The 26,007-nt window shown below is 63.6% G+C and carries 15 protein-coding genes, 1 tRNA gene and 2 pseudogenes; 7 read left to right on the forward strand and 11 right to left on the reverse strand.

What is annotated here, in order from left to right; all coding sequences use genetic code 11:
* Nucleotides 1–1,195: 1,195 nt before the first annotated feature.
* Nucleotides 1,196–5,236, forward strand: a pseudogene (locus tag PG887_RS10610) (type I secretion C-terminal target domain-containing protein); the annotation flags it as partial.
* Nucleotides 5,237–5,555: 319 nt separating this feature from the next.
* On the opposite strand, the gene glpC reads toward PG887_RS10610, so the two are convergent.
* From glpC to PG887_RS10635, 5 genes are all read right to left on the reverse strand, one after another.
* Nucleotides 5,556–6,758 carry an anaerobic glycerol-3-phosphate dehydrogenase subunit GlpC gene (glpC, locus tag PG887_RS10615; protein WP_270821651.1) on the reverse strand — a complete coding sequence of 401 codons (1,203 nt, stop codon included), beginning with the start codon at nucleotides 6,756–6,758 and terminating at the stop codon, nucleotides 5,556–5,558.
* Nucleotides 6,759–6,809: 51 nt separating this feature from the next.
* Nucleotides 6,810–6,947: a hypothetical protein gene (locus PG887_RS10620; RefSeq protein ID WP_185975437.1), complete on the reverse strand. Its 138-nt coding sequence runs from the start codon at nucleotides 6,945–6,947 to the stop codon at nucleotides 6,810–6,812.
* Nucleotide 6,948: 1 nt separating this feature from the next.
* The gene (gene glpB / locus PG887_RS10625; RefSeq protein ID WP_270821653.1) at nucleotides 6,949–8,226 is read right to left on the reverse strand and encodes a glycerol-3-phosphate dehydrogenase subunit GlpB; all 1,278 of its coding nucleotides are present in this window, start codon (nucleotides 8,224–8,226) and stop codon (nucleotides 6,949–6,951) included.
* Nucleotides 8,216–9,895, reverse strand: coding sequence for an anaerobic glycerol-3-phosphate dehydrogenase subunit A (gene glpA, locus PG887_RS10630; protein WP_041215061.1), 1,680 nt, complete (start codon nucleotides 9,893–9,895; stop codon nucleotides 8,216–8,218). Before glpA ends, glpB begins: the two co-directional genes overlap by 11 nt.
* Before the next feature lie 221 nt (nucleotides 9,896–10,116).
* Nucleotides 10,117–10,572, reverse strand: a complete 456-nt coding sequence (locus tag PG887_RS10635; RefSeq protein WP_109111836.1) for a YchJ family protein — start codon at nucleotides 10,570–10,572, stop codon at nucleotides 10,117–10,119.
* 128 nt (nucleotides 10,573–10,700) lie between these two features.
* On the opposite strand from PG887_RS10635, the gene PG887_RS10640 reads away from it, so the two are divergent.
* The 4 genes from PG887_RS10640 (at nucleotide 10,701) to PG887_RS10655 (ending at nucleotide 15,930) form a co-directional block, all read left to right on the forward strand.
* Nucleotides 10,701–12,368 carry a methyl-accepting chemotaxis protein gene (locus PG887_RS10640; protein ID WP_201890054.1) on the forward strand — a complete coding sequence of 556 codons (1,668 nt, stop codon included), beginning with the start codon at nucleotides 10,701–10,703 and terminating at the stop codon, nucleotides 12,366–12,368.
* A 104-nt stretch (nucleotides 12,369–12,472) separates the two neighbouring features.
* A complete protein-coding gene (locus PG887_RS10645) occupies nucleotides 12,473–13,684 on the forward strand; it encodes an ROK family transcriptional regulator (protein WP_029314606.1) in 1,212 nt (403 codons plus the stop codon).
* Nucleotides 13,681–15,264, forward strand: coding sequence for an ATP-binding protein (locus PG887_RS10650; RefSeq protein ID WP_270821655.1), 1,584 nt, complete (start codon nucleotides 13,681–13,683; stop codon nucleotides 15,262–15,264). The genes PG887_RS10645 and PG887_RS10650 overlap by 4 nt, the downstream gene beginning before the upstream one ends.
* Nucleotides 15,265–15,930 (forward strand): response regulator, encoded by a 666-nt coding sequence (locus tag PG887_RS10655; protein ID WP_010674918.1) that lies wholly within the window; start codon nucleotides 15,265–15,267, stop codon nucleotides 15,928–15,930.
* A 137-nt stretch (nucleotides 15,931–16,067) separates the two neighbouring features.
* Here PG887_RS10655 and PG887_RS10660 read toward each other — a convergent pair whose 3' ends face one another.
* The 6 genes and pseudogenes from PG887_RS10660 to PG887_RS10685 form a co-directional block, all read right to left on the reverse strand.
* Nucleotides 16,068–17,597: a tripartite tricarboxylate transporter permease gene (locus PG887_RS10660; RefSeq protein WP_045524545.1), complete on the reverse strand. Its 1,530-nt coding sequence runs from the start codon at nucleotides 17,595–17,597 to the stop codon at nucleotides 16,068–16,070.
* A 9-nt stretch (nucleotides 17,598–17,606) separates the two neighbouring features.
* Nucleotides 17,607–18,068 (reverse strand): tripartite tricarboxylate transporter TctB family protein, encoded by a 462-nt coding sequence (locus PG887_RS10665; RefSeq protein WP_201921906.1) that lies wholly within the window; start codon nucleotides 18,066–18,068, stop codon nucleotides 17,607–17,609.
* Between the two features lie 48 nt (nucleotides 18,069–18,116).
* Nucleotides 18,117–19,082: a tripartite tricarboxylate transporter substrate binding protein gene (locus PG887_RS10670; protein WP_043760105.1), complete on the reverse strand. Its 966-nt coding sequence runs from the start codon at nucleotides 19,080–19,082 to the stop codon at nucleotides 18,117–18,119.
* Between the two features lie 175 nt (nucleotides 19,083–19,257).
* Nucleotides 19,258–20,790, reverse strand: a pseudogene (locus PG887_RS10675) (transglycosylase SLT domain-containing protein).
* A gap of 178 nt (nucleotides 20,791–20,968) precedes the next feature.
* Nucleotides 20,969–22,654 (reverse strand): aspartate:alanine antiporter, encoded by a 1,686-nt coding sequence (locus PG887_RS10680; RefSeq protein WP_029314601.1) that lies wholly within the window; start codon nucleotides 22,652–22,654, stop codon nucleotides 20,969–20,971.
* Nucleotides 22,655–23,425: 771 nt separating this feature from the next.
* Nucleotides 23,426–23,501: transfer RNA gene (locus PG887_RS10685), tRNA-Asn, on the reverse strand.
* Nucleotides 23,502–23,633: 132 nt separating this feature from the next.
* Here PG887_RS10685 and uvrB point away from each other — a divergent pair.
* The gene (gene uvrB / locus PG887_RS10690) at nucleotides 23,634–25,646 is read left to right on the forward strand and encodes an excinuclease ABC subunit UvrB (RefSeq protein ID WP_052814371.1); all 2,013 of its coding nucleotides are present in this window, start codon (nucleotides 23,634–23,636) and stop codon (nucleotides 25,644–25,646) included.
* Nucleotides 25,643–25,900 carry a DUF1232 domain-containing protein gene (locus PG887_RS10695; RefSeq protein WP_041215068.1) on the forward strand — a complete coding sequence of 86 codons (258 nt, stop codon included), beginning with the start codon at nucleotides 25,643–25,645 and terminating at the stop codon, nucleotides 25,898–25,900. The genes uvrB and PG887_RS10695 overlap by 4 nt, the downstream gene beginning before the upstream one ends.
* Nucleotides 25,901–26,007: the final 107 nt, after the last annotated feature.

A 26,007-nucleotide genomic window follows, 5' to 3' on the forward strand; every position in this document is an offset into this window, starting at 1 on the left:
GACCCAGGGCGGTGAAGATATCAAAGACCCGTTTTCCGGTAAATCGCAATGCGGCTCCGCTTAAGTGAACAGCATTGCGGTGGTGACCGGCAAGGAGACGGCCCTCGGCGATCCGCTGAAGGTGATTGTCAACGTGAACCCGCTGGCGGACGACGCCAAGCTGACGGTGCGCGAGATCCAGGGCAAGGAAGATACCCTGATCGATCTGGGCAGCAAGATTGGGCTCGCCCATCTGGGAGACACCACGGATGGCTCCGAGCAGCTGTTCGTGCGCATCAGCGGCCTGCCCGCCGGTGCCACCCTGCTGCTGGGCGGGGTGGCGGTCACCCTGGATGCCAACGGCTATTACGAGGCGCCCTATGGCCGCATCAATGACCTCAAGTTGCAGCCGCCCAAAAACAGCAACGTCGATTTCGATCTCACCATCAAGGGGGTGGTGAAGGACACCGCCATCCTGACCGATGCCAGCGGCCAGACCCACACCGTGGTGAACGAGAAGGAGACCGGCAGCCAGAGCCTGCACGTGGATCTGGTGGGGGTGGTGGATGAACCCCATTTCGATCTCAATACCACCGACTGGACCCAGGATGGCAACGGCTACAGCATCACCATCCAGGAGGATGGCCGGGCGCCCCTTGACTTCAAGCTCACCTCGGGGGAGTGGACGGATACCCCGCTCGATCACTCGGAAACCCTCAACCTGGTGCTGGAAGGGCTGCCGGAAGGGGCCAAGGTATTCGACGGCAGTGGCAAGGAGCTGACCCTGACCTTCGCCGGGCTCGATGGCAAGGGCAATCCTCTCTATCAGGTGGATGTGACCAGCCTTGGCAACCTGCAGATCCAGCCGCCCCCCAACAGCACCGCCGATCTGCACCTGGTTGGCCACGTGGTGGTGACCGAGAATGACGGCGATCACAAGAGCTTCGACGTGCCCCTCACCATCAAGGTGGAGCCGGCCATCGACGCTACCGACTACGCCAAGACCAGCCATGGCCTGGAGGATCAGTTCACCGTCCTCGACTGGCAGCCAGACCTGACCGACGGCGCCGAGAAGGTGACCCACCTCAGCCTCTCCGGTATCGAACCCGGGTATGAAGTCTGGATCCGCGTGGGCGGGGTCGAGACCCAGCTGACCGTGAGCGGCGGCGCCGTGGACTTGAGCGACGCCGAGCTGCAAAGCCTGCTCGGCGGTGGCCAGCTGCTGGTGAGAGGGCCCGAGGACAGCGACAGGGACACCACCCTCCAGAGCCATGTCACGGTGACACAAGTGGATGTGGACTCCAGCGCCACTGCCCAGAAGGTGATCGACGGCACCCTGCATGTGGATATCCAGGCGGTGGTGGAGCCCGATGGCAACCTGGTGCAGACCGGTCAGCTAGAGAGCCCGGACGGGCACGACATCCCGCTGGACGGCGTCTTCGTGTTCGAGGATCTGGACCCCAGCAGCGATGAGGTCATCGACTACCTGGTGATCAGCGATCTGCCCCCCGGCTTCGTGGTGGTGGGCGGCATCAACGATGGCAAGGGCAACTGGACGGTGCCCCACGACGCCCTCGGCAGCTACGCCTTGCGCTCGCCGGATGGCTTCACCGGCACCGTCACCTTCAAGGTGAGCGCCAGGGTGGTCGACCTTGGTGACAGCAACGAGGGGGATGTGAGCGTCCCGGCCTATCGGGAGATCACCGCAAGCGCCGACTTCCATGGCGCGACCCACTCGGGTCAGGTGGCCGCCGATGTCGATTTTGACAACAGTACCCCTATCACCGGGGTGGAGGATCACGGCGTCAACTTCGGCAGCCAGCTCAAGCAGATGGTGACCCTGGGCACGGCGGACATCGGGGACGACGAGCTCAGCATCGTCATCACTGGTCTCCCTCCGGGCGTCAACGTACAGGGGCTCACCTATGACTTCGTCAACGGCGAGTACCTCATCAAGTTGCCGGGCGGCCTCGATGATCTCGACCGCCTGACCCTGACCCTGACCCTGCCGCAAGACTATGCCGGTGACGGCCTGCACTTCAATGTGCGCCTGGTCAACACCGACACCGTGAGCGGTGACACCAAGATGGTGGAGAAGGACGTCACCCTCTCCATCACCCCGGAGGTGGACATCAACGGCGGGGCGGACGGCCTGCCCGAGCTACAACTGAACGTGAAGGACGTAAACGGCGACGGCCAGCCTGACAACCTGGAAGACACCGACATTCATCTCGATCTCTCGGTCAAGCTCGCCGACATCAGCCCCTCGGTGGCCGATGGCGGTCTCGAGACCGTGGAGCAGGTGGTCGTGACCGTGGATCCCCAATATGGTCACTTCCTCGACAAGAACGGCCAGCCGGTCTCCACCCTCACGGTGAACAACCCGGCGGATCTCAAGGATCTGGTGTTCGTGCCCAAAGAACACTTCAGCGGCAAGGTGCCGCTGGCGGTGACGGTGGATATTCTCGATACCGCCACCACGGGCACGGATCGGGGGAGCTGGAGCGGCAACGTGAGCTTCGAGGTGCTGCCGGTGAACGATCCGGCCAACCTCACGGTCCAGAACGTCACGGGCCAGGAAGATGGCAGCGTGAGCCTGGGGGGGCTGGGGGCCAGCCTCATCGACAACGATGGCTCCGAGCAGATCGTCGGGCTGCAGATCAAGGGGGTACCGGACGGCTTCACCCTGTCCGCCCCGGCGGTCAACAACGGCGGCGGGGTGTGGCAGGTGCCTGTGGGCACCGACTTCTCCAAGCTGACCCTGATCCCGCCTGCGGACTTCAGCGGCACCGTGGATCTGACCCTGAGCGCCTTCACCCTGGACAAGGGGCTGACCCTGCCCCTTGAAACCAGTGCGGGCTTCACCGTCACCGTCAATCCGGTGGGGGATGCGGTCATCACTGACATGCAGGAGCAGGCGAGCGGCACCGAAGGGGATGTGATCACCCTGAACCTGGGGGTGGAGACCCGGGATACCCAGGCCACCGGCGGCAATGCCGGCAATGTGTACGAGAACGGGCCCAAGCAGGTGCGCGTCACCCTGGAAGGGGTGCCGGACGGGGCAGAAATCCGCCTGCCGAGCGGGGTGAGCGGCACCGTAGTGGATCTCGGCGGTGGCCGCTGGCAGGTCACCACGGACGGCGGCAAGCTCGACGCGGTGGAGCTCGTGACCCATGACGCCAACGGCGCCATGGCGATCAAGGTGACGGCCCAGAGCCTGGACAACGGCGCCCTCGGCCCCGAAGTGAACGGCACCATCCATCTCGATGTGAGCCCGGTCAACGACGCCCCCGTCAACGTGCTGCCCGATGATCCCCAGGTGGCACAGGAGGACGAGCCGTCCGTCATCCAGGGTCTGCAGGTCAAGGACGTGGATGCGGGCAACGGCATCATGGAAGTGCGCCTCTCGGTGGAGCACGGCACCCTGACCCTGCCGGCCGGGAGCGGCGTGACCCTGACCGGCAACGGTACCGGCGATGTGGTGCTGACCGGCACGCTGGCGGATCTCAATGCCCTGCTCTCGGGCGGCGTCACCTATCAGGGCGACCCGGATTTCCATGGCAATGACGCCTTGACCATGGTGACGGACGATAGGGACAATACCGGCAGCGGTGGCGCCCTAAGTGACACCGATGTGCTGCCCATCCTGGTACAACCGGTCAACGATGCCCCCGTCAACCAGCTGCCGACGACGCCCCAGGTGGCGCAGGAAGATCAGCCCTTCACCATTCACGGGCTGCAGGTGAGCGATGTGGATGCGGGCAACAGCCCCCTCTCTGTCACCCTCTCCGTGCTGCACGGTACCCTGGAACTGGCGGCGGGCAGTGGCGTGACGGTGAGCGGCAGCGGCAGCAACACCCTGGTGCTGAGCGGTTCCCAGGATGCCATCAATGCCTTGCTCGCAGGGGGCGTGACCTATCAGGGCGAGCAGGACTTCAATGGCCAGGATGCCCTGACCATGGTGACCAATGATCTTGGCAACACCGGCAGCGGTGGCCCCCTGAGCGACACCGACGTGCTGCCCATCGAGGTCGAGCCGGTCAACGATACCCCGATCAACCAGGTGCCGGACGCCATGGCGGTGAAGGAGGATGGTTCGCTGTCGCTTTCCGGCATCAGCGTCAAGGACGTGGATGCGGGCAGCGCCCCCATGTCCATGGTGCTGCGGGTGGAGCACGGTGTGCTGACCCTGCTGGGGGCGGCAGGGGCCGTCTCGGTGCAGGGGGCGGGGACCAGCGTGGTGACCCTGGTCGGGTCGCTCGATGATCTCAACGGTCTGTTGGCAGGCAACCTGCACTACGAGCCAGCCAGGGACTTCTGGGGTCAGGACAACCTGAGCATCACCACCTCGGATCAGGGCAATACCGGTGCCGGTGGCGTCCTGACCGACAGCGCCCAGATTGCCATCCAGGTGACGGCCGAGCCGGACGATCCCCAACTGGGGGTCGGCACCCACGATATCCTTGCGTTGCAAGGGGCCTGGGTGCCGCTCAACCTCAGCGCCAGCGTGGTCAATCCGGCCCCGGGTGAGCTGTCGGTGCGGATCCAGAACCTCGGCAGCGCCCAGGTGGTGGACGAGCACGGCCAGAGCGTCGGCCACGCGGATGGCAACGACTGGTTGCTGCCGATGGACCAGTCCGTGCCCATCTACCTCAAGGATCTGCCGGCGGGGGATCATGCCCTCACCCTGAGTGCCGAATCCAGCCTGGGTGGCAGCACCCTGAGCTCGGCCACGGAGACCATCACCATCCACAGCCAGAGCGGTCACGATCTGCTGGGCTCGGATCAGGGGGACTGGCTGTTCGGCTCCTCCGGCAATGATCGCCTCCTGGGCGGCATGGGAGATGATGTGCTGCGGGGCGGTCAGGGCAACGACATCCTGACCGGTGGCGCCGGCAGCGATCTCTTCGTGTGGGGCAGTGGTGACGAGGGGACGACGGCCTCTCCGGCGATAGACACCATCACCGACTTCCGTCCCCAGGAGGGGGACAGGATCGATCTGGCGGACCTGCTCAAGGGGGTGACCGACAACAGCGTGGATGGCCTGCTGGGTCATCTCCATGCATCGGTGACCAGCACCGGCAATGGCCTGAGTGACGTGAGCCTGTCGGTCTCCCCGGCGGGGGATGGCAATGTCACCCAGCAGATCACCCTGAAGGACGTGGATCTGAGTGGCTGGAACCTGAGCGGCTCCTCCTCTCACGACATCCTGCAATCCATGCTGGATCAGCACAGCCTGATCATCCAGCACCCCTGATGGGGTGAGATGATGCAAAGAGCCGGCGAATGCCGGCTCTTTTTTTTTGGCTGAATATGCTGGCTTGATGTTTTATGGTGGTGGCAATGGGATGTGGTTTTTAACAGAGTGGGTGTTGTTGCTGCTTTTCACTGTGCTAGCGGTTCAAACAACCAAAATGGTTCGCCGCCCAAGCCTCCCATCGGGGCTGCCCGGGCGGCGTCAGGGCCTTGCCGCGCCGATCCCGGTCAATGCCGGCCAGAGGGGGCGCAGGCATTGACCGGGGCGTGTCGCCTCCAAGCCGGTGCCCGTGATGATGGGCGGACCGGAGGGATGGCGGTCAGGCCAGCGCCCGTGCCAGCAGGTGCACCGGGTGTTCGCAGCGAAACGCCGTGCTCATCTCGATCTGCCACTTGCAGGTCTCGCAGTCGGTGATGACCAGATCGGGTTTGAGCCGGTTTATCTGATCGAACAGCCCCTGACCGATGGCCTGGCTGGTGTCGTAGTTTTCCGACTTGAAGCCGTAGGTGCCGGCGATGCCGCAGCACTGGGAGTCCAGCACCGTCACCTTGACGCCGGGGATGGCCCGCAGCAGTTCGAGGGTGTAGATGACCCCCCCCATCTTCTCCAGGTGGCAGGGGGTGTGGTAGGCGATGTGCAGATTGAGGGGCTTCATGGCCGGTTTGTTGCCCCGATCGAACTCGTTCCACAGGAAGCGGGTCACCAGGGAGATGCGATCCCGCACCTTGTGGTTGTCCTGCTCCAGCAGGTGGGGATATTCGTCCCGCAGGGTGAAGCCGCAGGTGGAGGAGGTGGCCAAGAGCGGCATCTCGTTGCCGAGCAGGGTGTTCTCCAGCTGCTGGATGTTGAAGGCCGCCTGTTGCCTGGCCTTGTCCATGAAGCCGTTGGCAATCAGCGGCACGCCGCAGCACTTCTCCCGCGCAAGCAATTGGACGCCGATGTTCATGGCGTTGAGCACCTGCACCAGCTCCTTGCCAAGCTGCGGATGGTTGTAGTTCACATAACAGCCGTGGAAGTAGGCGATCTGGCGCGCAAAGAGGGCCTGAGTCGTTTTCTGCTTCTTGTACCAGCCGCGGAAGGTGCCTTGTGAATATTTGGGCAGGTCCCGGTGGGATGAGACCCCCAGCGCCTTGTCCAGCACCTGCTTCATCGGCTTGAGGCCGGTGGTGAAGTTGACCACCGGGGCCATCAGGGTGGACATGCTGCCCATCAGATCCGTGTGGGAGAGCACGAACTCGCGGATCCCCGGCTTGAAGCCGCTGTACTGGTGCTTGGCCTTGGCGATGATGTCGCCGATGCGCACCCCGCTCGGGCAGGCTACTTCACAGCGCTTGCAGTTGGTGCAGTATTTGAGGGCGCTGTCAAAGAGCTCCGGGCTCTTGATGCGCAGCCGCTCCCCATCCGGGCCCGCCTGCTTGGGGCCGGGGTAGGCCGGGTTGGCCTTGGCCACCGGGCAGTAGGCGGTACAGACGGTGCATTTGATGCACTGATCGAAAGTCTGGTTGGCATGATCCAGTAGCATGTCAGTTCTCCTCCCGTTGGGTGTGAAGGCACGGGATATGGGGCGAAATCATCATTGGGCTGAACTCAAAATGTGACCGGCGACCTGCCAGCCGGTGGCGATCGCGACACCTGAGCCAGAGCCCTCCTTGGATTGGGCATCGTCGTGGGCCAGCACGCCGTGTCGTTGGGGTGGGAATATGTGATTCATCTCAGCCCTCCGCCAGAATATGGCCAGCGGCTTGCCAGCCGGTGGCAACGGCCACGCCGGAGCCGGAACCTTCTTTAATGGGGTCATAGTGCGCGAGCACGCTGCCGGCGCCGTAAAGGTTGGTGAGGGGCCTGCCGCCGCGCAGCACCCGCAGCCGCTCGTCGGTCTTGACCCCGAAGCCCATGAAGGGGTGGTGGTCGAACAGGCGGCGGCCGGCCCAGGCGTCGCGCTCGGCAAGGCTCAGTACGTCGGCATCGAAGATGGGTTCACGAATGCCCCCGAGGCGCGACTCCAGTCCTCGGCTGAAGAAGCTGCCGGAGGCGAGCACGAAGTGGTCCGCCTCGAACAGCTGATCCTCCCCGTGCTGGCTGTGCACCCCGATCACCTTGTCGCCGTCATAGCGAGCGCCCAGCACCCGCTCGCTGGTGAGGAAGGTGCCGCCAAGGGCCATGAAGCGGCGCTTGAGGGCCTCCTGCATCCGCATGCCGATGAGGGATGGCGGCATGGTGGCCACCTCCTTGATGGTGCAGCCGGTGCGCCGTTCCAGCTCGCTCAGACGCGGGCCGACCAGCCCCAGCGACAGGCAGGCGGGCAGCACGATATGGCGACAGCCGGGCACGCCGCATCCCTGCATCACGCGGCTGATCTCGCGGGCCAGATCCGCCAGCAGGTCCTGCTGGCCAGGCCCCTGCTTGTCGAACAGGCGGGCGATGTCGGCGGAGCGAAACTCGTGGGGATTGCGGCTGAACTGGGCGAGCTGGGGCAGGCGAATTTCCCCGGTCAGGATGCGGCTGTGGGCAAAGCGGGCGTGGGTCGCGAGATTCGCCGCCGCGAGCGCCGGGTGAAAATCGCGAAACCCTTCCAGGGTGGCGAGCAGGATGGCGTCGGGAGCGGGGGCATCAGTCACGCAGGCACAAGTGTCGGGGGAGATCCAGGTGGATTTCAGGGTGCCGATGGGGGTCAGGCGATGGTGGTTGTGCTCCTGGCGCATCAGGGGCAGCCCCTCTTCTGCGCAGTGGCGTTGCAGATCGGCCAGACTCCCCTCGATATTCTGTATGCCTACTTTGCTGTAGGGGTGATCCGGATGGGCCGCCATGAAGGCGGGCAGGGCGGCGCGGGGATCCCCGTCGCTCTCCAGCAGATCCACCGAGCCGGAGGAGAAGTGCAGGGCGCTCTGGCCGGAGGCCATCAGCAGGGTCTTCTGGCCGGCCTCGGCCAGGCGCAGGGCCGCCGAGAGGCCCGCCATGCCGCCGCCGATCACGATGCTGTCAAATTTCATGGCTGCGCTCCTTGGTGGAATTGGCGGTGCTGGCATCGAGCGGGAAGGGGGGCTCGCTCACCAGGTGGGGGGCCGTCCACTCGCCAAGGCCGAACAGCCCTTCGTAGATCCAGTAGGTAAATTCCGCTTCCCGCAGGGCATCGCCCCACAGCACCGGCCGGGTGCCCTTGTAGCGCTCCTCCAGGAACTGGCGCAGCATGACGCAGGCCTGACGACCGTCCGCCTTGCCGTACTCCTGCATCAGACCGGCGGCGCGATAGGCGCACAGCTCCCCCTGACAGGGGCCCATGCCGAGGCGGGTGCGGCGGCGCAAGTCCACCAGGTTGTCCACGTCGAGCTCCCGCAGGGCGTATTCAATCTCGCCCGCGGTCACCATCTCGCACTCGCAGATGAGGGCGTTGGCCTTGGGGTTGTCGCGGAAAAAGGCGATGACCCGCTCGCCGTGGCGGTACTGGGCCGAGCCTTCGGCGGGTACCGAGAGACCGGGGGCGGAGACCTTCTCCGGATCCCGCGAGCCGGGCAGGCTCAGCTCGGCGGTGCGGCAGGGCTTGCTGTTGCCAAGCTTTTTGGCAAGCAAGTCGGTGGCCCATTCGGCCATCAGCCGGTAGGTCATCAGCTTGCCGCCTGTGATGGTGTTGAAACCCTGGAGGCCATCTCGTTCGGCGTGATCCAGCAGCACGATGCCACGGCTGATGTTGCGGCCGGACTCGTCGCCATCCACTGCCACCAGAGGGCGAACGCCGGCGTAGGCGCGCAGCAATCGGGTGCGGGCCATGATGGGGGCCAGTTTTATCCCCTCGCGCAGCAGCACCTCCACCTCTTCGGGCTCGACGGTGAGCTGGTCAATCTTGTGGTAATCGATGCGACTCGACGTGGTGCCGATGAGGGAGATGGTATCGCCCGGCACCAGAATGTCCGCGTCCGCCGGTTTGCGGCAGCGGTTGAGCACCAGCTGGTTGAGGCGGTAATCCATGATGAGCAATGAGCCCTTGGCGGGGAACATGCGGATGCCGAGGTCGGCATACTCGCAGATCTGCTGGCCCCAGATGCCGGCGGCGTTGATCACCTCCTGGCACTCCACCTCGAACGCTTCGCCGGTGCGGGTGTTGATGGCCTTGACCCCGTGCACCCTATCCTGGGTGCGCAGCAGCCCCAGCACCTTGCTGTGAGTGAAGATGCGGGCGCCGTGCTCCTTGGCGTCCAGCACGTTGGCGGCAGCCAGACGGAAGGGGTCGACCGTGCCGTCCGGCACCTGGATGGCACCGATCAGCGCCGGGTTGACGTTGGGTTCAAGGCGCAGCGCCTCGGCGGGATCCAGCTGGCGGGCGTCGATGCCTGCCAGGGCGCAGGCGTCCATGAAGGTATTTTGAAAATGGATGTCATCTTCCGGCAGGGTGATGAAGAGGCCGCCGGTGTCCTCGACGCAGTGGCTGGCGATCCGCTTGAGGATGCGGTTCTCCTGAATGCATTCGCGGGCGGACTCCTGATCCGTCACCGCGTAGCGGGCGCCGGAGTGGAGCAGGCCATGGTTGCGGCCCGTGGTGCCGGCGGCGATGTCGTCCCGCTCAAGTAGGATGCAGTCGATGCCGCGCAGCGCGCAATCGCGCATGATGCCGGCGCCGGTGGCGCCCCCCCCTATGATGACGACTTGTGTGGTGATTCTTTTCATTCGTGCCCGTCTCATCTCTTCCAGATGAGGCCAGTGTGGCGCCTCCACGACGTAAAATGTTTGATATGGGCCAAATTAATGTTCGTAAGCGCTCATTAAGTGTGAGGTGATGAGCGAAATGTGATGAACCTCACGTCACCGTCGAGGCAGGCAGGGGAAAGCATGACGGGAGGGGAGAAGGCCAGCCCGGGGGCTGGCCAGAGGGCGGCGTGGGGGAAACCTCAGCCGCAGCACTTCTTGAACTTCTTGCCGCTGCCACAGGGGCAGGGGTCGTTTCGCCCGACCCGCAGCGGCGCCGGATCCTGCTCGCCGTCGGTGTAGACCCAGCGCCCCTGATGGCGCACGAAGCGGGAGCGCTCATGAAGGCAGTGACGTTCGTCCCCCTCCAGGAACCAGGCCTTGAATTCCACCATGCCGAGGATGTCATCGGGGCCGCCCTGGCTGGCGAGGATCTCGAGGCCATCCCAGCGGGTGTCGGTCGATGAGAGGTCGGCCGCGGTCAGCCCGTTCAGATAGTCCGGGTGCCAGCTGTGTACCAGATATTCTCCCAATCCCAGCACGAAGGCGCTGTAGCGGGATCGCATCAGCTGCTCCGGGGTGGCGGCGGGCTGACCTGCGTGGAGTACACCGCAGCACTTGGCAAGAAAAAGAGAGGAACCGCAAGGACATAGGTTCATGAGTCAGCTCATCTGGTCGATAATTAAAGGTGGCGGGATTGTAGCGAACGCACTTCCCTTTCGGCCAGCTTCCCATGCCGTTTAGGCAGACATCATGCAGCAATGAACACAGCACAAAGGGTGACACAATGACACTTAAGCAGAAGATCCTGTTACTGGGGGCCATCCCCGTGCTGCTGATGGCCCTGGTGGTCAATCTCAGCAACTATCTGGTGGCCAGGAGCGATCTGGAGTCGGATCTGGTGGTGGCGCGGGAGAGGGCAATCAAGGAGCGCAAGGCGCTGCTCAGCAGTTATCTGATGCTGGCCAAGACGGCCATCGAGGGCAGCTACGGCAAGCCTGACAGTCCCGAAGTGCGCCAGCAGGTGAAGGAGATATTGCGGCCGCTGCGCTATGGCAGCGACGGCTACTTCTTCGTCTATGACTATCAGGGCAATACCGTGCTGCTGCCGACCCGGCCCGAGATGGAGGGGAAGAACCGCTGGCAGGACAAGGATACCAAGGGTGCCTTCCTCATTCAGGGGATCATCAAGTCGGCGCGGGAAGGAGATGGTTTCTCGGAGTACTGGACCAACAAGCCCTCTGTCGGGCGGGATGCCCCCAAGCTCTCCTTCAACCTGGTGCTCGACAAATATCAGTGGGTCGTGGGCACGGGCTTCTACATCGACGACATCGACAATGAGCTGGCCACCCTGCGCAGCGAGCGGGAGGAGACCATGTATGGCTCCCTGAAAACCGGGGTGCTGTTCATCCTGGTGATCTTGGGGGTGACCCTGGCGGCCACGGTGGTGATCGGCAACCGGGTCACCCGCCCGCTGGCGGATGCGGTCGCCGCACTCAACGACATCGCCGACGGGGACGGGGATCTGACCCAGCGCCTCAAGGTGCAGAGCAAGGACGAGGTGGGGCAGCTGGCCGCCGCCTTCAACCGCTTCGTCGAGCGGATCCAGTCGGTGGTGAGCCAGGTGGGGGAGACCAGTCACCAGTTGCTGGGGGCCGTGGATCGGCTGCATAGCCTGAGCGAACATGCGGACAGACAGATGCAGGGCCACGGCAAGGAGACGGATCAGGTGGTGACAGCGGTGACCGAGATGAGCTCCACCGCCCAGGAGGTGGCGGCGAGCGCTTCCAACGCCGCCAGCGCCACCAGCGATGCGGCCCGCGAGTCCGATGCGGCCCGCGGCGTGGTGAACAGCGCCATCGGCAGCATCAACCGGCTGGTGGGCGAAGTGCATGTGGCGGCCGGGGTCATCGAGCAGCTCGCCCACGAGACCGGCAAGATAGGCTCCGTGGTGGAGGTCATTCGCGGCATCGCCGATCAGACCAACCTGCTGGCCCTCAACGCCGCCATCGAGGCGGCCCGGGCGGGCGAGCAGGGGCGCGGCTTTGCGGTGGTGGCGGACGAGGTGCGATCCCTCGCGGGCCGTACCCAGCAGAGCACCAAGGAGATCAACGAGATGCTCCAGCGCCTGCAGGGCGGAGTGAAACAGGCGGTGGAGGTGATGCAGGCCAGCGAGGCACGCAGCCAGGAGACGGTGCAGGAGGCGAGCCACATCGCCAGCTCCCTGGACAGCATGGTGGCGGCGGTCGGCACCATCAACGACATGAACATCCAGATCGCCACGGCCGCCGAGGAGCAGCACGCGGTCTCCGAGGAGATCAACAAGAACCTGGTGGCCATCCAGCAGATCGTCAGCGAGCTGACCGAGGCGTCCGGGGAGTCCAGCACCACCACCCGCGCCCTGGCAGGCACGGGTGACAAATTGCGCCAACTCGTCTCCCGCTTCCGTTACTAATCACATTTTTGCCGTCTGGACAGGATTTCCAGACGGCAAATTTGGGGATCGGCGCAGAATGTGTGAAAATCGCGCCATTCGTTCCTTTCGTTAGCCCCAACCCTATGAATGAGATCGTGAAAGGCAGTATCGATTTGATCCGTCAGCTCAACTACGGCCTGGTCTATGCCAGCCTGGAGGAGCACAAGGAGCTGTCCCGTACCGATCTGTCCCGTCTGACCGGCCTGTCACCGGCCAGCATCACCAAGATCACCCGCGAGCTGCTGGACGGCGGCCTGGTGGTCACCTGCGGCGAGAGCTCGGTGGGGCGTGGCCGTCGCCAAACCCTGCTGCGCATCAACGAGCGCCGCTTCCAGTTTCTCTCCATGCGCCTGGGGCGCGGCTATGTGGACATGGCCCTGTTCGATCTCGCGGGCCACTCCCTGGCGCGCCATCGCCATGTCTTCAACGAGGCGGAGCGTGCCGAGCTGCTGGCCAGCCTGGTGCGGGCCATCGAGGGCTTTTTGCCCAAGAAGGCGCTGCGTCTGGCCTGCATCGCCCTCTGCCTGCCCGGCCAGGTGGAGCGCCACTCCGGCATGGTCAAGCATTTTCCCTATTACGATCTGCGCAATTGGCCCCTCGGTCCCACCCTGCAGGAGGCCTTCTCGGTACCCGTGCTGGTGAGCGGTGACGTGCGCACCTGGATCCAGGCCGAGCGGGAGTGGGGCGCCGCCAGGAACTGCTCGGATGCGGTGCTGGTGTTCGTGCACAACGACATCGGGGTCGGCATGGTGGTCAATGGCCAGCTCATCGAGAGCGAGTCGGCTCTGCTCGGGGATCTCAGCCACCTGCAGCTCGAACCCTATGGCCAGCGCTGCTACTGCGGTGGCTTCGGCTGCGCCTGCACCCTCGTGACCAATCAGGCGCTGGAGGCGCAATATCGGGAGCTGCGCGAACGGATGCAGGAGTTCGATCTGCCCGAAAGCGTCACCATCCGCGAGCTGTGCGAGCTGGCGCTGGCTGGCAACAGCCTGTGTCAGGATATCCTGCACCAGGCAGCAGGCCGCCTCTCCCGGGTGCTGGCGAACCTCATCTGCCTGCTCAATCCGGGCAAGCTGCTGCTCGGGGGGGAGATCACCCGGGCCGATCGACTGCTCTTCCCCATGTTGCACCAGTCCCTGGCAAGCCAGTTGCCCGCCGAGTACCTGGTGCGCCTGCAGATTGAATCCACCCACTTCTACGAAGATCCCACCAAACCCACCTCGGTGCAGGTGCACAAGGCCCTGCGCGATGGCAGTCTGCTGCTCGACTTGTTGCGAGGCGACAAGGAGGCATGAGGCTCGGGTTGCAAGGACGCTTCCTGCTCATTCTCTGTCTGGTCAGTCTGTTGCAACTGGTGTTGCTGAGCGGTGCCAGCTACTACTATGTCGCCGAGCAGCGCTACCGTGAGGTGGGGGATCAGGCCCTGGATGTGGCACGGCTGGTGGCGCGGGAGTCCGGCGTCATCGCCGGGGTGAAGCGGGCGGATACGGTGCGCCTCAATGCCCTGGTGGAGCGGATCCGCGCCGAGGTCGGGGCCAGCTACATCGTCATCGGGGACAGGCAGGCACGCCGCCTGGTGCACCCCAATGCGGACCGGATTGGCAAAGCCATGGTGGGGGATGATCCCGAGCGTGCCCTGCAGGGAGAAGCCTATATCTCCAGGGCCCAAGGGTCCCTTGGGGTCTCGGTGCGCGGCAAGGGGCCCATCCGGGACGAGATGGGCAAGATCATCGGGGTGGTGTCGGTCGGCTATCTGGTGCGGGACATCGATGCGGACCTGCAGGGCTATTTGCGCTTTGGCCTGGCCATGACATTGCTCATTGTGGTACTCAACAGTGTCGCAGCCGCCTGGCTGGCCCGGCGCTACAAGAAGGCGATATTCGGCTTTGAACCCGAGCAGATGGGGCGACTCTATGCGGAGCTCGACTGTACCCTGCGCACGGTGCGCGAGGGGATCCTCACCATCGACGAGCAAGGGCGCCTCACCTCCCTGAACCCCAACGGCATCAAGTTGCTGCGCCTGGACGACACCACCGCCAGGAGCGCCATCGGCCAGCCCATTGGTCACCTGCTGCCGGGCAGTCGCATGCTCTCCATCCTGCAAGAGCAGACCCCCCAGTTTGACGAGGAGATAGTGCTCAACGGCCAGTCCCTCATCGTCAATCGGCTGCCGCTGGTACGCGAGGGCAAGCTGATCGGCGCCGTGTCGAGTTTTCGGCGCAAGGACGAGCTGGCGGAACTCAGTGCCCAGCTCTCTCAGGTGCAGGCCTACAGCGATCTGCTGCGGGTACAGACCCACGAGCACAACAACCAGCTCGGGACCATCGCCGGTCTCATCGAGCTCGGGGCCACCCGGGAGGCGCTCGCCTTCATCGGGCGGGAGGCGGCCACCGAGCAGACCCTGCTCGGCTTCCTGATGGGAGCCATCGCCAAACCCAAGGTGGCGGGGCTGCTGCTCGGCAAATACCACAGGGCCCACGAACTCGGTCTTGAGCTCGTGATCGATCCCGATGCCCGTCTGCACGACATTCCTGCCCGTGTCAGCGGTTCCCAGCTGGTAACGGTGCTGGGCAACCTCATCGACAACGCCTTCGAGGCGACCCGCCGCCACGGTGCGCCCTATCAGCCCATCCGGGTTTCCCTGAGCGATCTGGGGCAGGATCTGGTGCTGGAGGTGGAGGATGGGGCTGGCGGCATCGACCCGCAGTTGGCGGACAGGTTGTTCGAACAGGGGGTCAGCAGCAAGCCCGAGCCAGGACACGGTATCGGGCTCTCCCTGGTGCGCAAGACCCTGGATGCCCTGCAGGGGACCATCACCATCGAAGCCACGACGCAGGGAAGTTGCGTCGTCTGTTACATTCCCAAGGAGGTGTGAGTGATCAAGATCCTGATCGTCGAGGATGATCCCGCCATTGCCGAGATCCACCGCCGCTTCGTGCAGCGCCTCGCCGGTTTTGAGGTACTGGGGGTGGCGTTGACCCTGTTCGATGCCAGGGAGCAGATAGGGATCCTCCGGCCCGATCTGGTGCTGCTGGATGTCTGGTTGCCCGATGGAGAGGGGTTCTCGCTATTGAGAGAGCTGCGCCAGGCGGGGGCGAGTCTGGATGTGATCCTGCTCACCGCGGCGCGGGAAGCCGCTGCCCTGCAGGAGGCGATGCGCCTCGGGGTGGTGGATTTCATCTTGAAGCCCGTGGTGTTCGAGCGCCTGCGCGACACCCTGGAGAAGTACCGTCAGAGCATCGCCGCCCTGGCGGCGTTGGCCGACATCGACCAGCAGGCGGTGGACACCCTGTTCGGTACGCCGTTGCAGCAGGTGGCGGCAGAGGGACTGCCCAAGGGCATCGATGCTCTCACCCTGCAGCGGGTGCTGACGGCCCTGACTCCGGAGGCCGCCAGTGCCGAGGAGATAGGCAGCCGGATAGGGGTGAGCCGGACCACGGCACGCCGCTATCTGGAATTTCTGGTGGGGCAGCAACTGGCGAGCCCCGAGCTCGAATATGGTACCGTCGGGCGGCCGGAGCGGCGTTACCGCAAGCCGTGATCCGGTCGCCCGGAACCTGTGGTCCAGACAAGAAAAGAGCGCCTTTCGGCGCTCTTTTTATCAGGGTTTGCTTCCCGTGGGCATCAAGGTCTCTGCGCGTGATGGTCAGGGTTCAGAGGTGGCAGAGGCTCATCGATTCAGTGGCTGGTGGCAGGCTCCCCCTTGGGGGCCCGGCGAGCCTGCCACCACTGCCAGACGGGCAGCAGCAACATGGTCAGGGTGATCACCGTGAAGGCGAGGGTGATGGGGCGCTCCCACAGGAAGCTCAGGCTGCCGTCGTTGATCACCAGGGCCCGGCGCAGGTTGTCCTCCAGCATGCCTCCCAGGATGAAGCCGAGCAGCATGGGGGCCATGGGGAAGGTGAGCAGGCGCAGGCCGATGGCGATCAGTGCAACGATGGCCATCACATGGATGTCCATGGTGTTGAAGGAGACCAGATAGACCCCGGTCAGGGAGAACAGCAGCACCATGGGGATGAGCACGGGGCGCGGCACCGCCAGTACCCGGGCCAGGTAGGGGATGAGGGGAAGGTTCAGGATCAACAGCACCACGTTGCCCAGATACATGGAGATGATCACCGACCAGAAGACATCCGGATGCTCCATGAACAGACGCGGGCCCGGCTGGATGCCGTAGGCCACCAGAGCGCCCAGGATGAGGGCCGTGGTGCCGGAGCCCGGGATCCCCAGGGTCAGCAGGGGCACGAAGGAGCCGGTGGAGGCGGCGTTGTTGGCCGCTTCCGGGGCGGCCAGGCCGCGCAGGCTGCCCTTGCCGAACTGCTCCTGGCGCTGCTTGCCGGCGATGTTGCGCTCGGCCCCATAGGCCATGAAGGCGGCGATGGTGGCACCGGCTCCCGGCAGCACGCCGATGAGAAAGCCCAGCACCGAGGAGCGGGCGATGGGAGGCGCGATTTCCCTGACCTCTTCCTTGCTCAGCTTGAGGCTGCCGAGCTGCTGCATCTGCCTGGCCTCTTCCTCGCTGTTGTCCTTGCCGGGGCGCAGCACCGCCATCAGGATCTCTGCGAGGGCAAAGGTGGCCATGGCCAGCAGCAGGAAGGAGAAGCCGTCACGCAGATCCGGCAGCCCGAAGGTGAACCTGTCCACCCCGACGCTGCGGTCGATGCCGATGGTGGAGATCATGATGCCGAACAGCGCCATGATCAGCGCCTTGAGCACCTGCCCCTTGCCGGCAAAGGCCGCCACGGCGGAGAGGCCCAGCACCATGAGGGCGAAGTAGTCCGCCGACTGGAAGGAGAGGGAGACCTTGGCGAGCAGGGGCGCCGCCACCATCAGCATGATGGCGGAGAGGGTGCCGCCGGTGAAGGAGGCGTAGGCGGCGATGGCCAGCGCCTTGCCCGCCTGTCCCTTGCAGGCCAGGGGATAGCCGTCGAAGGCGGTGACCACGGTGGCGGAGCAGCCGGGGGCGTTGATCAGGATGGAGGAGGTGGAACCCCCGAAGATGGCGCCGTAATAGACCCCCGCCATCAAGATGATGCCGGAGGCCGGATCCAGGCCATAGGTGATGGGGATCATCAAGGCGATGGCGGTGACCGGGCCAAGGCCCGGCAACATGCCGATAAAGGTGCCGATGAAGCAGCCAAGCACCACCATCATCAGGTTGACCGGCAGCAGTGCGGTGCCGAGTCCTTGCAAGATTCCGTCTAACATGGTGACTCCTTAGAAACCGAGCAGGGTGAACAGGCGACCCGGCTCCAGATAGACGTTGAGCCCCTTGGTGAGCAGGGCCCAGAAGCCGATGGAGAAGGGGACGCTGATCATCAGGCCGTAGCGCAGGCTGGGCTCACCGAGCACCCGGATGCCCACGCTTAGGAAGGCGATGGTCGAGAGCACGAAGCCAAACCAGGTGAGCCCCAGTCCGTAGATGACCATGAGCCCGAGCAGGATGAAGACCCGGCGCCAGTCCCCCTCTTCCCGGCGCAGGGGCTCGCCCCCGGGGAAGATCACCAGCAGCAGGGAGAGCAGCGCCCCGATCCCTGCCAGGGCATAGGGCAGGGTGCTGGCGGTAAAGGGTTCATATTCGTCCCCCGGGTAGCCCGGGATTTGGGTGGCATGGTAGCCATAGGCGAGGGAGAGCAGCAAAAACAGCAGCCCCCCGAACCGCTCCTTGGTCAGGTGCATAGGAATGACTCCAATGGGGCGGGCCGGGCCCGCCACGGGGTTGTGGGATTACTTGATGAAGCCGAGCTCGCGCATCAGGCCGCCGATCTCTTGCTCCTGGCTGTTGAGGAAGGCGGTGAACTCGGGACCGGCCTGATAGCGATTGGTCCAGCTGTTGCGGGCACGAACCGTCTCCCACTCCGGCTTGTCATACATCTGCTTGAGCAGGGCGGCGAATTCGGCCGACTTCTCGGCGCTCACGCTGGGGGAGGCGAAATAGCCGCGCCAGTTGGCAAACACCGTGGGGTTGCCCTGTTCGCTGAAGGTGGGGATGTCTTTCGCATCCGGCATGCGTTCGGAGGCTGTCATGCCGAGGATCCGCATCTGGCCGGACTTGACCGCTTCCATCGCCTCGCCAAAACCAGTAGAGAGCACCTGGGTCTCTCCCGCGAGCACTGCGGCCATGGCACTGCCGCCGGCATCATAGGCCACGTAACGCAGCTTGCTGGCGTCGGCACCGGCGTTCTTGAAGGTCATGGCGGCCACCAGGTGATCCAGGCTGCCGCGGGCGGAGCCCCCGGCTATCTTCACCTTGGCGGGGTTGGCCTCATAGGCGGCCAGCAGCTGGGGCCAGCTCTGGTAGGGAGAGTCCAGCGGCACAGCCAGTGCCTGGTAGTCGGCGATGATGGCCGCGACCGGGGTGAGATCCCGGAACGATTGCGGCAGTTCCTTGGAGAGGGATTTGACGATGATGGGGGTGGAGTTGACCATCAGGGTCTTGTCGGACTGGGCCGAGGTCTCGATGAGATGTGCGATGGCCTTGGCGCCGCCACCGGCCGAGATGTTCTGGTAGGAGGCGGTCTGGATCAGGCCGGACTTGGTCAGAGCCTCGCCGGTGCCGCGGGCTGTGTTGTCCCAGCCGCCGCCGGCACCGCCCGGGATGAGGAAGTGGATCTCGTCGATCTGGGCGTGGGCGCCAAAGCTCAGTGCGAGCAGGCCGCCTATCAGGGTGCGCTTGAAGGTTCCTTGCAACATGGTGCTCTCCTTGTGATTGTTGCAGGAAGGTTAATTAATCATGTCTGACTGGAAAACAATCTGACCGTAATGGCTATTAAGGCTGTTGTGGCCATTGTGTTCATTCTGGTCACGGCACGAAGAGAAGGGACGCGCATAGAAACGAGGCGCCCGTGAGCGCCTCGTCCGCTAAGGATCACTGGGTCGGTTTCGCCGCCGATGTGCTGACGTCTTCCTTCGCCTCCTGCTTCAGGGCCTCGCTGGCCTGCTGGCGCAGCTTCATCTGCTCCACCACCAGCTTGTAGGCGATGTAGTACTTGTAGATGTTGCCCACGTAGGTGACGGTCTCTGGCCCTATCTTCTCGGCCACCACGTACTCGACGTTGTGGAACCAGACGTTGGGATCCAGCCCTCGCTTCCTGGTCTCGGCACGGAGCCTGGCCACCCGCGCGGGGCCGGCATTGTAGGAGGCGAAGGTGAAGAGCGCCTTGTCGAGGGCGGTCATGGGCTCGTCCGCATAGTAGTGATCGATCATCCAGCGCATGTATTTGACGCCGCCGTGGATGTTGGGCTCGAGCTGGCGGATGTCGCCCACCTTGAGCCCCTTGCCGGTGGCGGGCATGATCTGCATGACGCCGATGGCGCCGACGTGGCTGCGCGCTTTCTGGTTGAGGGCGGACTCCTGGTAGCCCTGGGCCGCCATCAGCAGCCAGTCCACGTCGTATTTCTCGCCGTATTCACGAAACAGCTCCACCACCTGCAGGAATTTCTTGCGGTCGGACTCGGCGGCGGCACTCCTGACGTACTTGTTCTGCTTGAGATAGCGGGCGAGGAGCTCGCCCCCGGTCGCCTTGCCACGCAGCGCCTTGATCTGCTCGTTGAGCATGGTGAGCAGCTGGGTACTCTCCTTGCGCACCGCCCAGGCGATGATGCCCCCCTCCCGGAACACGGGGTCGTCGTGGATGGTGATCTTGGGGAAGATCTTCTGCCAGAAACGGGCCTTGTGCTCGTCCATGACGATGAAGGGCAGGAGGCCTGCATTGACCATCTCCACCAGATCTTCATCTTCCAGCACTTCGGAGGCGGGCTGGATGTCGATGAGGGGCTCTCCCGCCGCCTTGCGCGCCTGGTTGTAAGCCATGAGGCTCTCGAAATAGCTCGAGGAGGGGCGCACGTAGATGCGTTTTCCCCCCAGATCGGCGGCACTCTCCACCTTGGGCGAGTAGGGGCCGGAGACGAGCAGCTCCCGCACGTCTTGCAGCAGGGGATCGGTGAAGGTCACGCCCTGCTCCTTGCGCTTGTCCGTGATGGTGAGATTGGCGGCGGCGATGTCCCCCTTGCCGGCGATGAGGGCGCTCAGCAGGGCTTCCCGGGCCACGGGAATGAAGACGAAGTGCACCTTGAGGTGGCGCTTGATGGCCTTGTCCTTGCGCAGTTGCTCGTTGAGCCGCTTCTCGACCTAGACGAAGGCGTCGTAGGTGACACCCCGTTGCACGCCCTTGTTGATGAAGTAGCCGGTCTTGTTGTAGGTCGTCAGTACCCGGATGGAGCGGCGCTCCAGCATGGCGTCAAGGTCGCCCAGCATGGGTTTGGCAAGCTCGTTGCCCTCGAAGCTCAGGGCGCTTTTTTCCGTTTCCTCATCGGTGGCCGCCTGCTTGTCGGATTCGGCCCCCCAGGCTGGCGTCAGGGAGCAGAACAGCCAGATCACGACAATCCATAAGCATTTCATAACGTACACCTCACTCGTTTTATTGAGTGTAAGTGGCGCCTTGCGGGTGATTTAGCTTATTGGGTTTGATAGAGAAGGCCCCATAGCACGATTTCCACTATTCAACCCCCTGGCCGTCTACCCATGAAAAAAGGAGCCCCGAGGCTCCTCTTTTTCTGCGTGTTGCGGGCCCGCCTGGCTAGAACCAGAAGCCGATGATGAAGGAGCCCGCCAGGGTCAGCATCACGTTGGCCACCGCATAGGTGCCGGCGTAACCGAGCGCCGGGATGGAGCTGTTGGCGGCCTCGTTCACCACGTCCATGGCCGGGGCGCAGGTTCGGGCGCCGGTGATGGCGCCGAGCAGCAGGGCGGGGTTCATTTTGAGCACCCAGACCCCGAACAGGTAGCCGACCAGCACCGGCAAGGTGGTGACCAGCATGCCGGAGAAGAGCACCACCATCCCCACCTCGCTCAGGTGATCCAGGATGCCCCCCCCCGCCTTGAGGCCGGTGCTCACCATGAAGACGGCAAGGCCGAGATCCTTGGCCAGACGCAGGGCGCCAGGCGGCACATAGCCTACCGTCGGGTGGTTGGCCCGCAGGTAGCCCATCAGGATCCCCGCCAGCAGCAGGCCGACGGCGTTGCCGAGGCCGAACTCGATCTGGCCGAACACCAGGGAGACGGAGCCGATGAGCAGCCCCAGCACGAAGAAGGTGGCAAAGGCCACCAGATCCGTGGTCTGGCTGTGGATGCTGATGAAGCCGATCTTGTTGGCCAGCAGCTTGACCCGCTGCTTCTCGCCGCTGATCTGCAGCACGTCACCCTTTTGCAGCATGATATTGCGATCGAACGGCATCTCGATCTGGGAGCGCACCACCCGGTTCAGGAAGCACCCCTTCTCGGTGAGGTTGAGCTCCACCAGGTGGCGACCCACCACGGCATCGTTCTTCACCACGATCTCTTCGGTGACGATCTGGAGGTCAAGCAGGTTGCGATCGAACACCTCTTTGCCGTTGCGGTAGTTGACGTCGAGCTTCTCGTGGCTCTCGGGGTAGCCCACCAGAGCTATCTCGTCCCCTTCCTGAATGACGGCATCACCGTCGGGGCTCGCCAGGATGCCGTTGCGGCGAATGCGCTCCACATAGCAGCCGGTGTGGGGATAGATGCCGGTCTCCCGCAGGGTACGCCCCCCGATCCAGGCGGCGAGCTCTGGGCCGACCCGATAGGCGCGGATGATGGGCAGATAGGTCTTGCGGCTCTCGCTGTCGGACAGCCCCCGCTCGCGCGCAATCTTCTGCGCTTCGGTATTGAGATCCAGCCTGGCCAGGGAGGGGAGGTAGCGCACCACCAGCATCAGCCCCACCAGCCCCACCAGGTAGGTCAGGGCGTAGCCGATGCCCATGTTGTCCAGCACCGACTGCATGTCGGTCTGGTGGGGCAGGTTGAGCAATCCGCTTCGCAGGGCGTCCTGCGCCCCCACCAGGGCCGGCGTGGAGGTGAGGGAACCTGCCAGAATGCCGGCGGCCATGCCGGGCCCCAGATTAAAGAACTTGGCGAGCCCCACGGTCAGCAGCAGGGCCGACAGCAGGATCACCAGGGTCAGGGTGATGTAGTGGATGCCGTCGCGAAGGAAGACGCTGAAAAAGTGCGGCCCCGCTTCAATTCCCACACAGAAGATGAACAGCATGAAGCCGACGTTTTCAGTGGAGGTGGAAAACTGGAATCCCATCTGGCCAAACAGCAGGGCGGTGAAGAGCACGCCTATGGTGTTGCCTATCTGGAAGTTGCCGATGCGTACCTTGCCCAGCAGCAGCCCGAAGGCTAGTACCACGAACAGCAGCAGGGAGTCGCTTTGATGTAGCAGTGTCACGAAATCTATGGTCATGCCCGGAAAAACCGAGGATAAAAGTGAGGCCGATATTGTGCCGGATCCTGTATCAAGAAAGAAGCGCCAAAGCGGATTAACAGCCAGTTAAGTGCTGGTCTCTTCGATGAAGATAGGGATGCGAGGGGGGGCTGGGGAAAACACCTCTATTTTACGCTGCAAGGCCCGCTGTCAATGAGTGAAATATGCTGTCGAGCAGAGAGGGGATGACGCTCCTGTGGACAATTTATTACCTGCTGCATGGGGAGCAAACGGGCATGTTTTTCAGCATTTTCCACTGAGGAAATTGAAGGGTAACAAAAGAGACTCATGACTCATCCGGCGAGGGCTGACCCGCAGGACGCGGCATAGCGAAAAAAAATCCCCCACAGGCAGCACCGCGAGTCGATTCATCCCATTTAGGGGGGAAGGGAAAAACAGCAGAAAATGGGGAAGAGCGGGGGCAGCCATCGCAAACCGGGGACAATGGCTGCCAGCCCAGATGAACCGTGGCTTTGGTCAAGTTACCCACAGAAACTGTGGATAACCCTGTTTATGAAACTTGGCGATCAGGCTGAAAGCCGCGCCAATACTGGGCTGCAAGGACTGTTCAAAAAATACCTGCAATAAATTGTTTCTATAAAAATCAAATAGTTATACGCAGCAGAACAAAACGCTGCTGGTCAGTAACGGGAGATCAAAAGGGAGTCAGGCCGCAGGGGAGGGCTTGTGCATTAAAATTGGAAGAGGAAAGCACTAAAGTGGATAACTTGCACCGAGATGGTGAGGAATTGGCTCCCCCGACTGGACTTGAACCAGTGACATACGGATTAACAGTCCGCCGTTCTACCGACTGAACTACGGGGGAACATCAGGCAAGGAGGTGCATCATACAGAGGTCGTATTTCAGGGTCAATAGCCATCAGGGAGGGTGAGCGGATACCCAGCTCCTTCAACTCGGGGTACACTGCTCCCTTGCCGTTTTTTGCCGGGAGTCGTCATGAGCAAGTTATTCCAGTTGGCCAGCCAGTTTCAACCCGCCGGGGATCAGCCGAGGGCCATCGCCCAGCTGCTCGATGGCATCGAGTCGGGACTGGCCCACCAGACCCTGCTCGGGGTGACCGGTTCGGGCAAGACCTTTACCATGGCCAACGTCATCGCGACTCTTAATCGTCCCACCATGATCCTGGCCCCCAACAAGACCCTGGCGGCCCAGCTCTATGGGGAGATGAAGGAGTTCTTCCCCGACAACGCGGTGGAGTATTTCGTCTCTTATTACGATTACTACCAGCCCGAAGCCTATGTGCCGACCACGGACACCTTCATCGAGAAGGATGCCTCCATCAACGATCACATCGAGCAGATGCGGCTGTCAGCCACCAAGGCGCTGCTGGAGCGGCGCGACGTGGTGATCGTCGCCTCGGTATCGGCCATCTATGGTCTGGGGGACCCCCAGGCCTACCTCAGCATGATGCTGCACCTCAAAGTGGGGGACGTGATCAATCAGCGGGATATCCTGCGCCGCCTCGCCGAACTGCAGTACACCCGCAACGACATGGCCTTCCAGCGCGGCACCTTCCGGGTGCGGGGGGAGGTGATCGACATCTACCCCGCCGAATCGGACAAGCTGGCCCTGCGGGTGGAGCTGTTTGATGAAGAGGTAGAACGCCTCTCCCTGTTCGATCCCTTGACCGGCGCCATCGAGCAGACGGTGGTGCGTTACACCATCTACCCCAAGACCCACTACGCCACCCCGCGGGAGACCATTCTGGGTGCCATCGAGCACATCAAGGAGGAGCTCAAGGGGCGGCGCGAGCAGCTGATGAACCTCAACAAGCTGGTGGAGGAGCAGCGCATCAGCCAACGCACCCAGTTCGACATGGAGATGATGCAGGAGCTGGGTTACTGCTCCGGTATAGAGAACTACAGCCGCTACCTCTCCGGCCGCGCACCGGGTGAGCCGCCGCCCACCCTGTTTGACTACCTGCCGGGGGACGGCCTGCTCATCATCGACGAATCCCACGTCACGGTGCCGCAGATCGGCGCCATGTTCAAAGGGGACAGATCCCGCAAGGAGACCCTGGTGGAGTACGGCTTCCGCCTTCCCTCGGCGCTGGACAACCGGCCCCTCAAGTTCGACGAGTTCGAGGCGCTGATGCCCCAGACGGTGTTCGTCTCGGCGACCCCCGGCCCCTACGAGCTGGAGAAGTCAGGCGGTGACGTGGTGCAGCAGGTGGTGCGTCCCACCGGCCTGCTCGATCCTGAGGTGGAAGTGCGGCCGGTCAGCACCCAGGTGGACGATCTGCTCTCCGAGATCCGCAAGCGGGTGGCGGTGGAGGAGCGGGTGCTGGTCACGACACTGACCAAGCGGATGGCGGAGGACTTGACCGAATACCTGGCGGATCACGAGGTACGGGTGCGCTATCTGCACTCGGATATTGATACCGTGGAGCGGGTGGAAATCATCCGCGACCTGCGCCTTGGCAAGTTCGACGTCTTGGTGGGCATCAACCTGCTGCGCGAAGGACTCGACATGCCGGAAGTCTCCCTGGTGGCCATTCTGGATGCGGATAAAGAGGGCTTCCTGCGTTCCACCCGCTCCCTCATCCAGACCATCGGCCGGGCAGCGCGCAACCTCAACGGCAAGGTGATCCTTTACGGGGATACCATCACCAACTCCATGAAGGTTGCGATCGAAGAGACCGAGCGGCGCCGCGCCCTGCAACACGCCCACAACCTGGAACACGGCATCGTGCCGAAGGGGCTCAACAAGGCCATCGGCGATGTGATGGACATGGGGGGCAGCCGCACGGCGGGCAAGGCGGGCAAGGGGAGTCGCAAGGCTGCCGAACCGCAAGGGGAGTACCATGCCCGCTCTGCCAGCGAGATCAGCAAGGAGATCAAGCGGATGGAAGAGCAGATGTTCCAGCATGCGCGGGATCTGGAGTTCGAACAGGCGGCGGCGCTGCGGGATCAGATCCAGCGGCTGCGCGGCGAGCTGATCGAGTCATGAGCACCAGACGCTGGCTCATCTGGCGGCGTTTGCGCCGCCTCTATCAAGGCTTTCGCCACCCAGGCACGCCCTGGTGGGCGAAGGGGCTGGTGATCCTTATTCTGCTCTATGGCATCAGCCCGGTGGACGTTGTCCCCGATGTGGTGCCTCTCCTTGGCTGGCTCGACGACGCTACCTTGTTGCTGCTCCTCTTGTGGGGCTGGGAGAAATGCTTGCCCGGCGAGGTGCTTGCCGCTCTGGACAAGGCCGAGTGAGCAGAAGCCTACGTTCAGGGAGAGGGGAAAAGAAGGGGGGGGGGGGGGGGCTGAATGACTCCCTTCATGGGATTCGAAAAAGGGGACCATGGGGAGATTGTGAGCCA

This window comes from Aeromonas sp. QDB14 (genome assembly GCF_027707845.1).
Taxonomy (GTDB): Bacteria; Pseudomonadota; Gammaproteobacteria; order Enterobacterales; family Aeromonadaceae; genus Aeromonas; species Aeromonas caviae.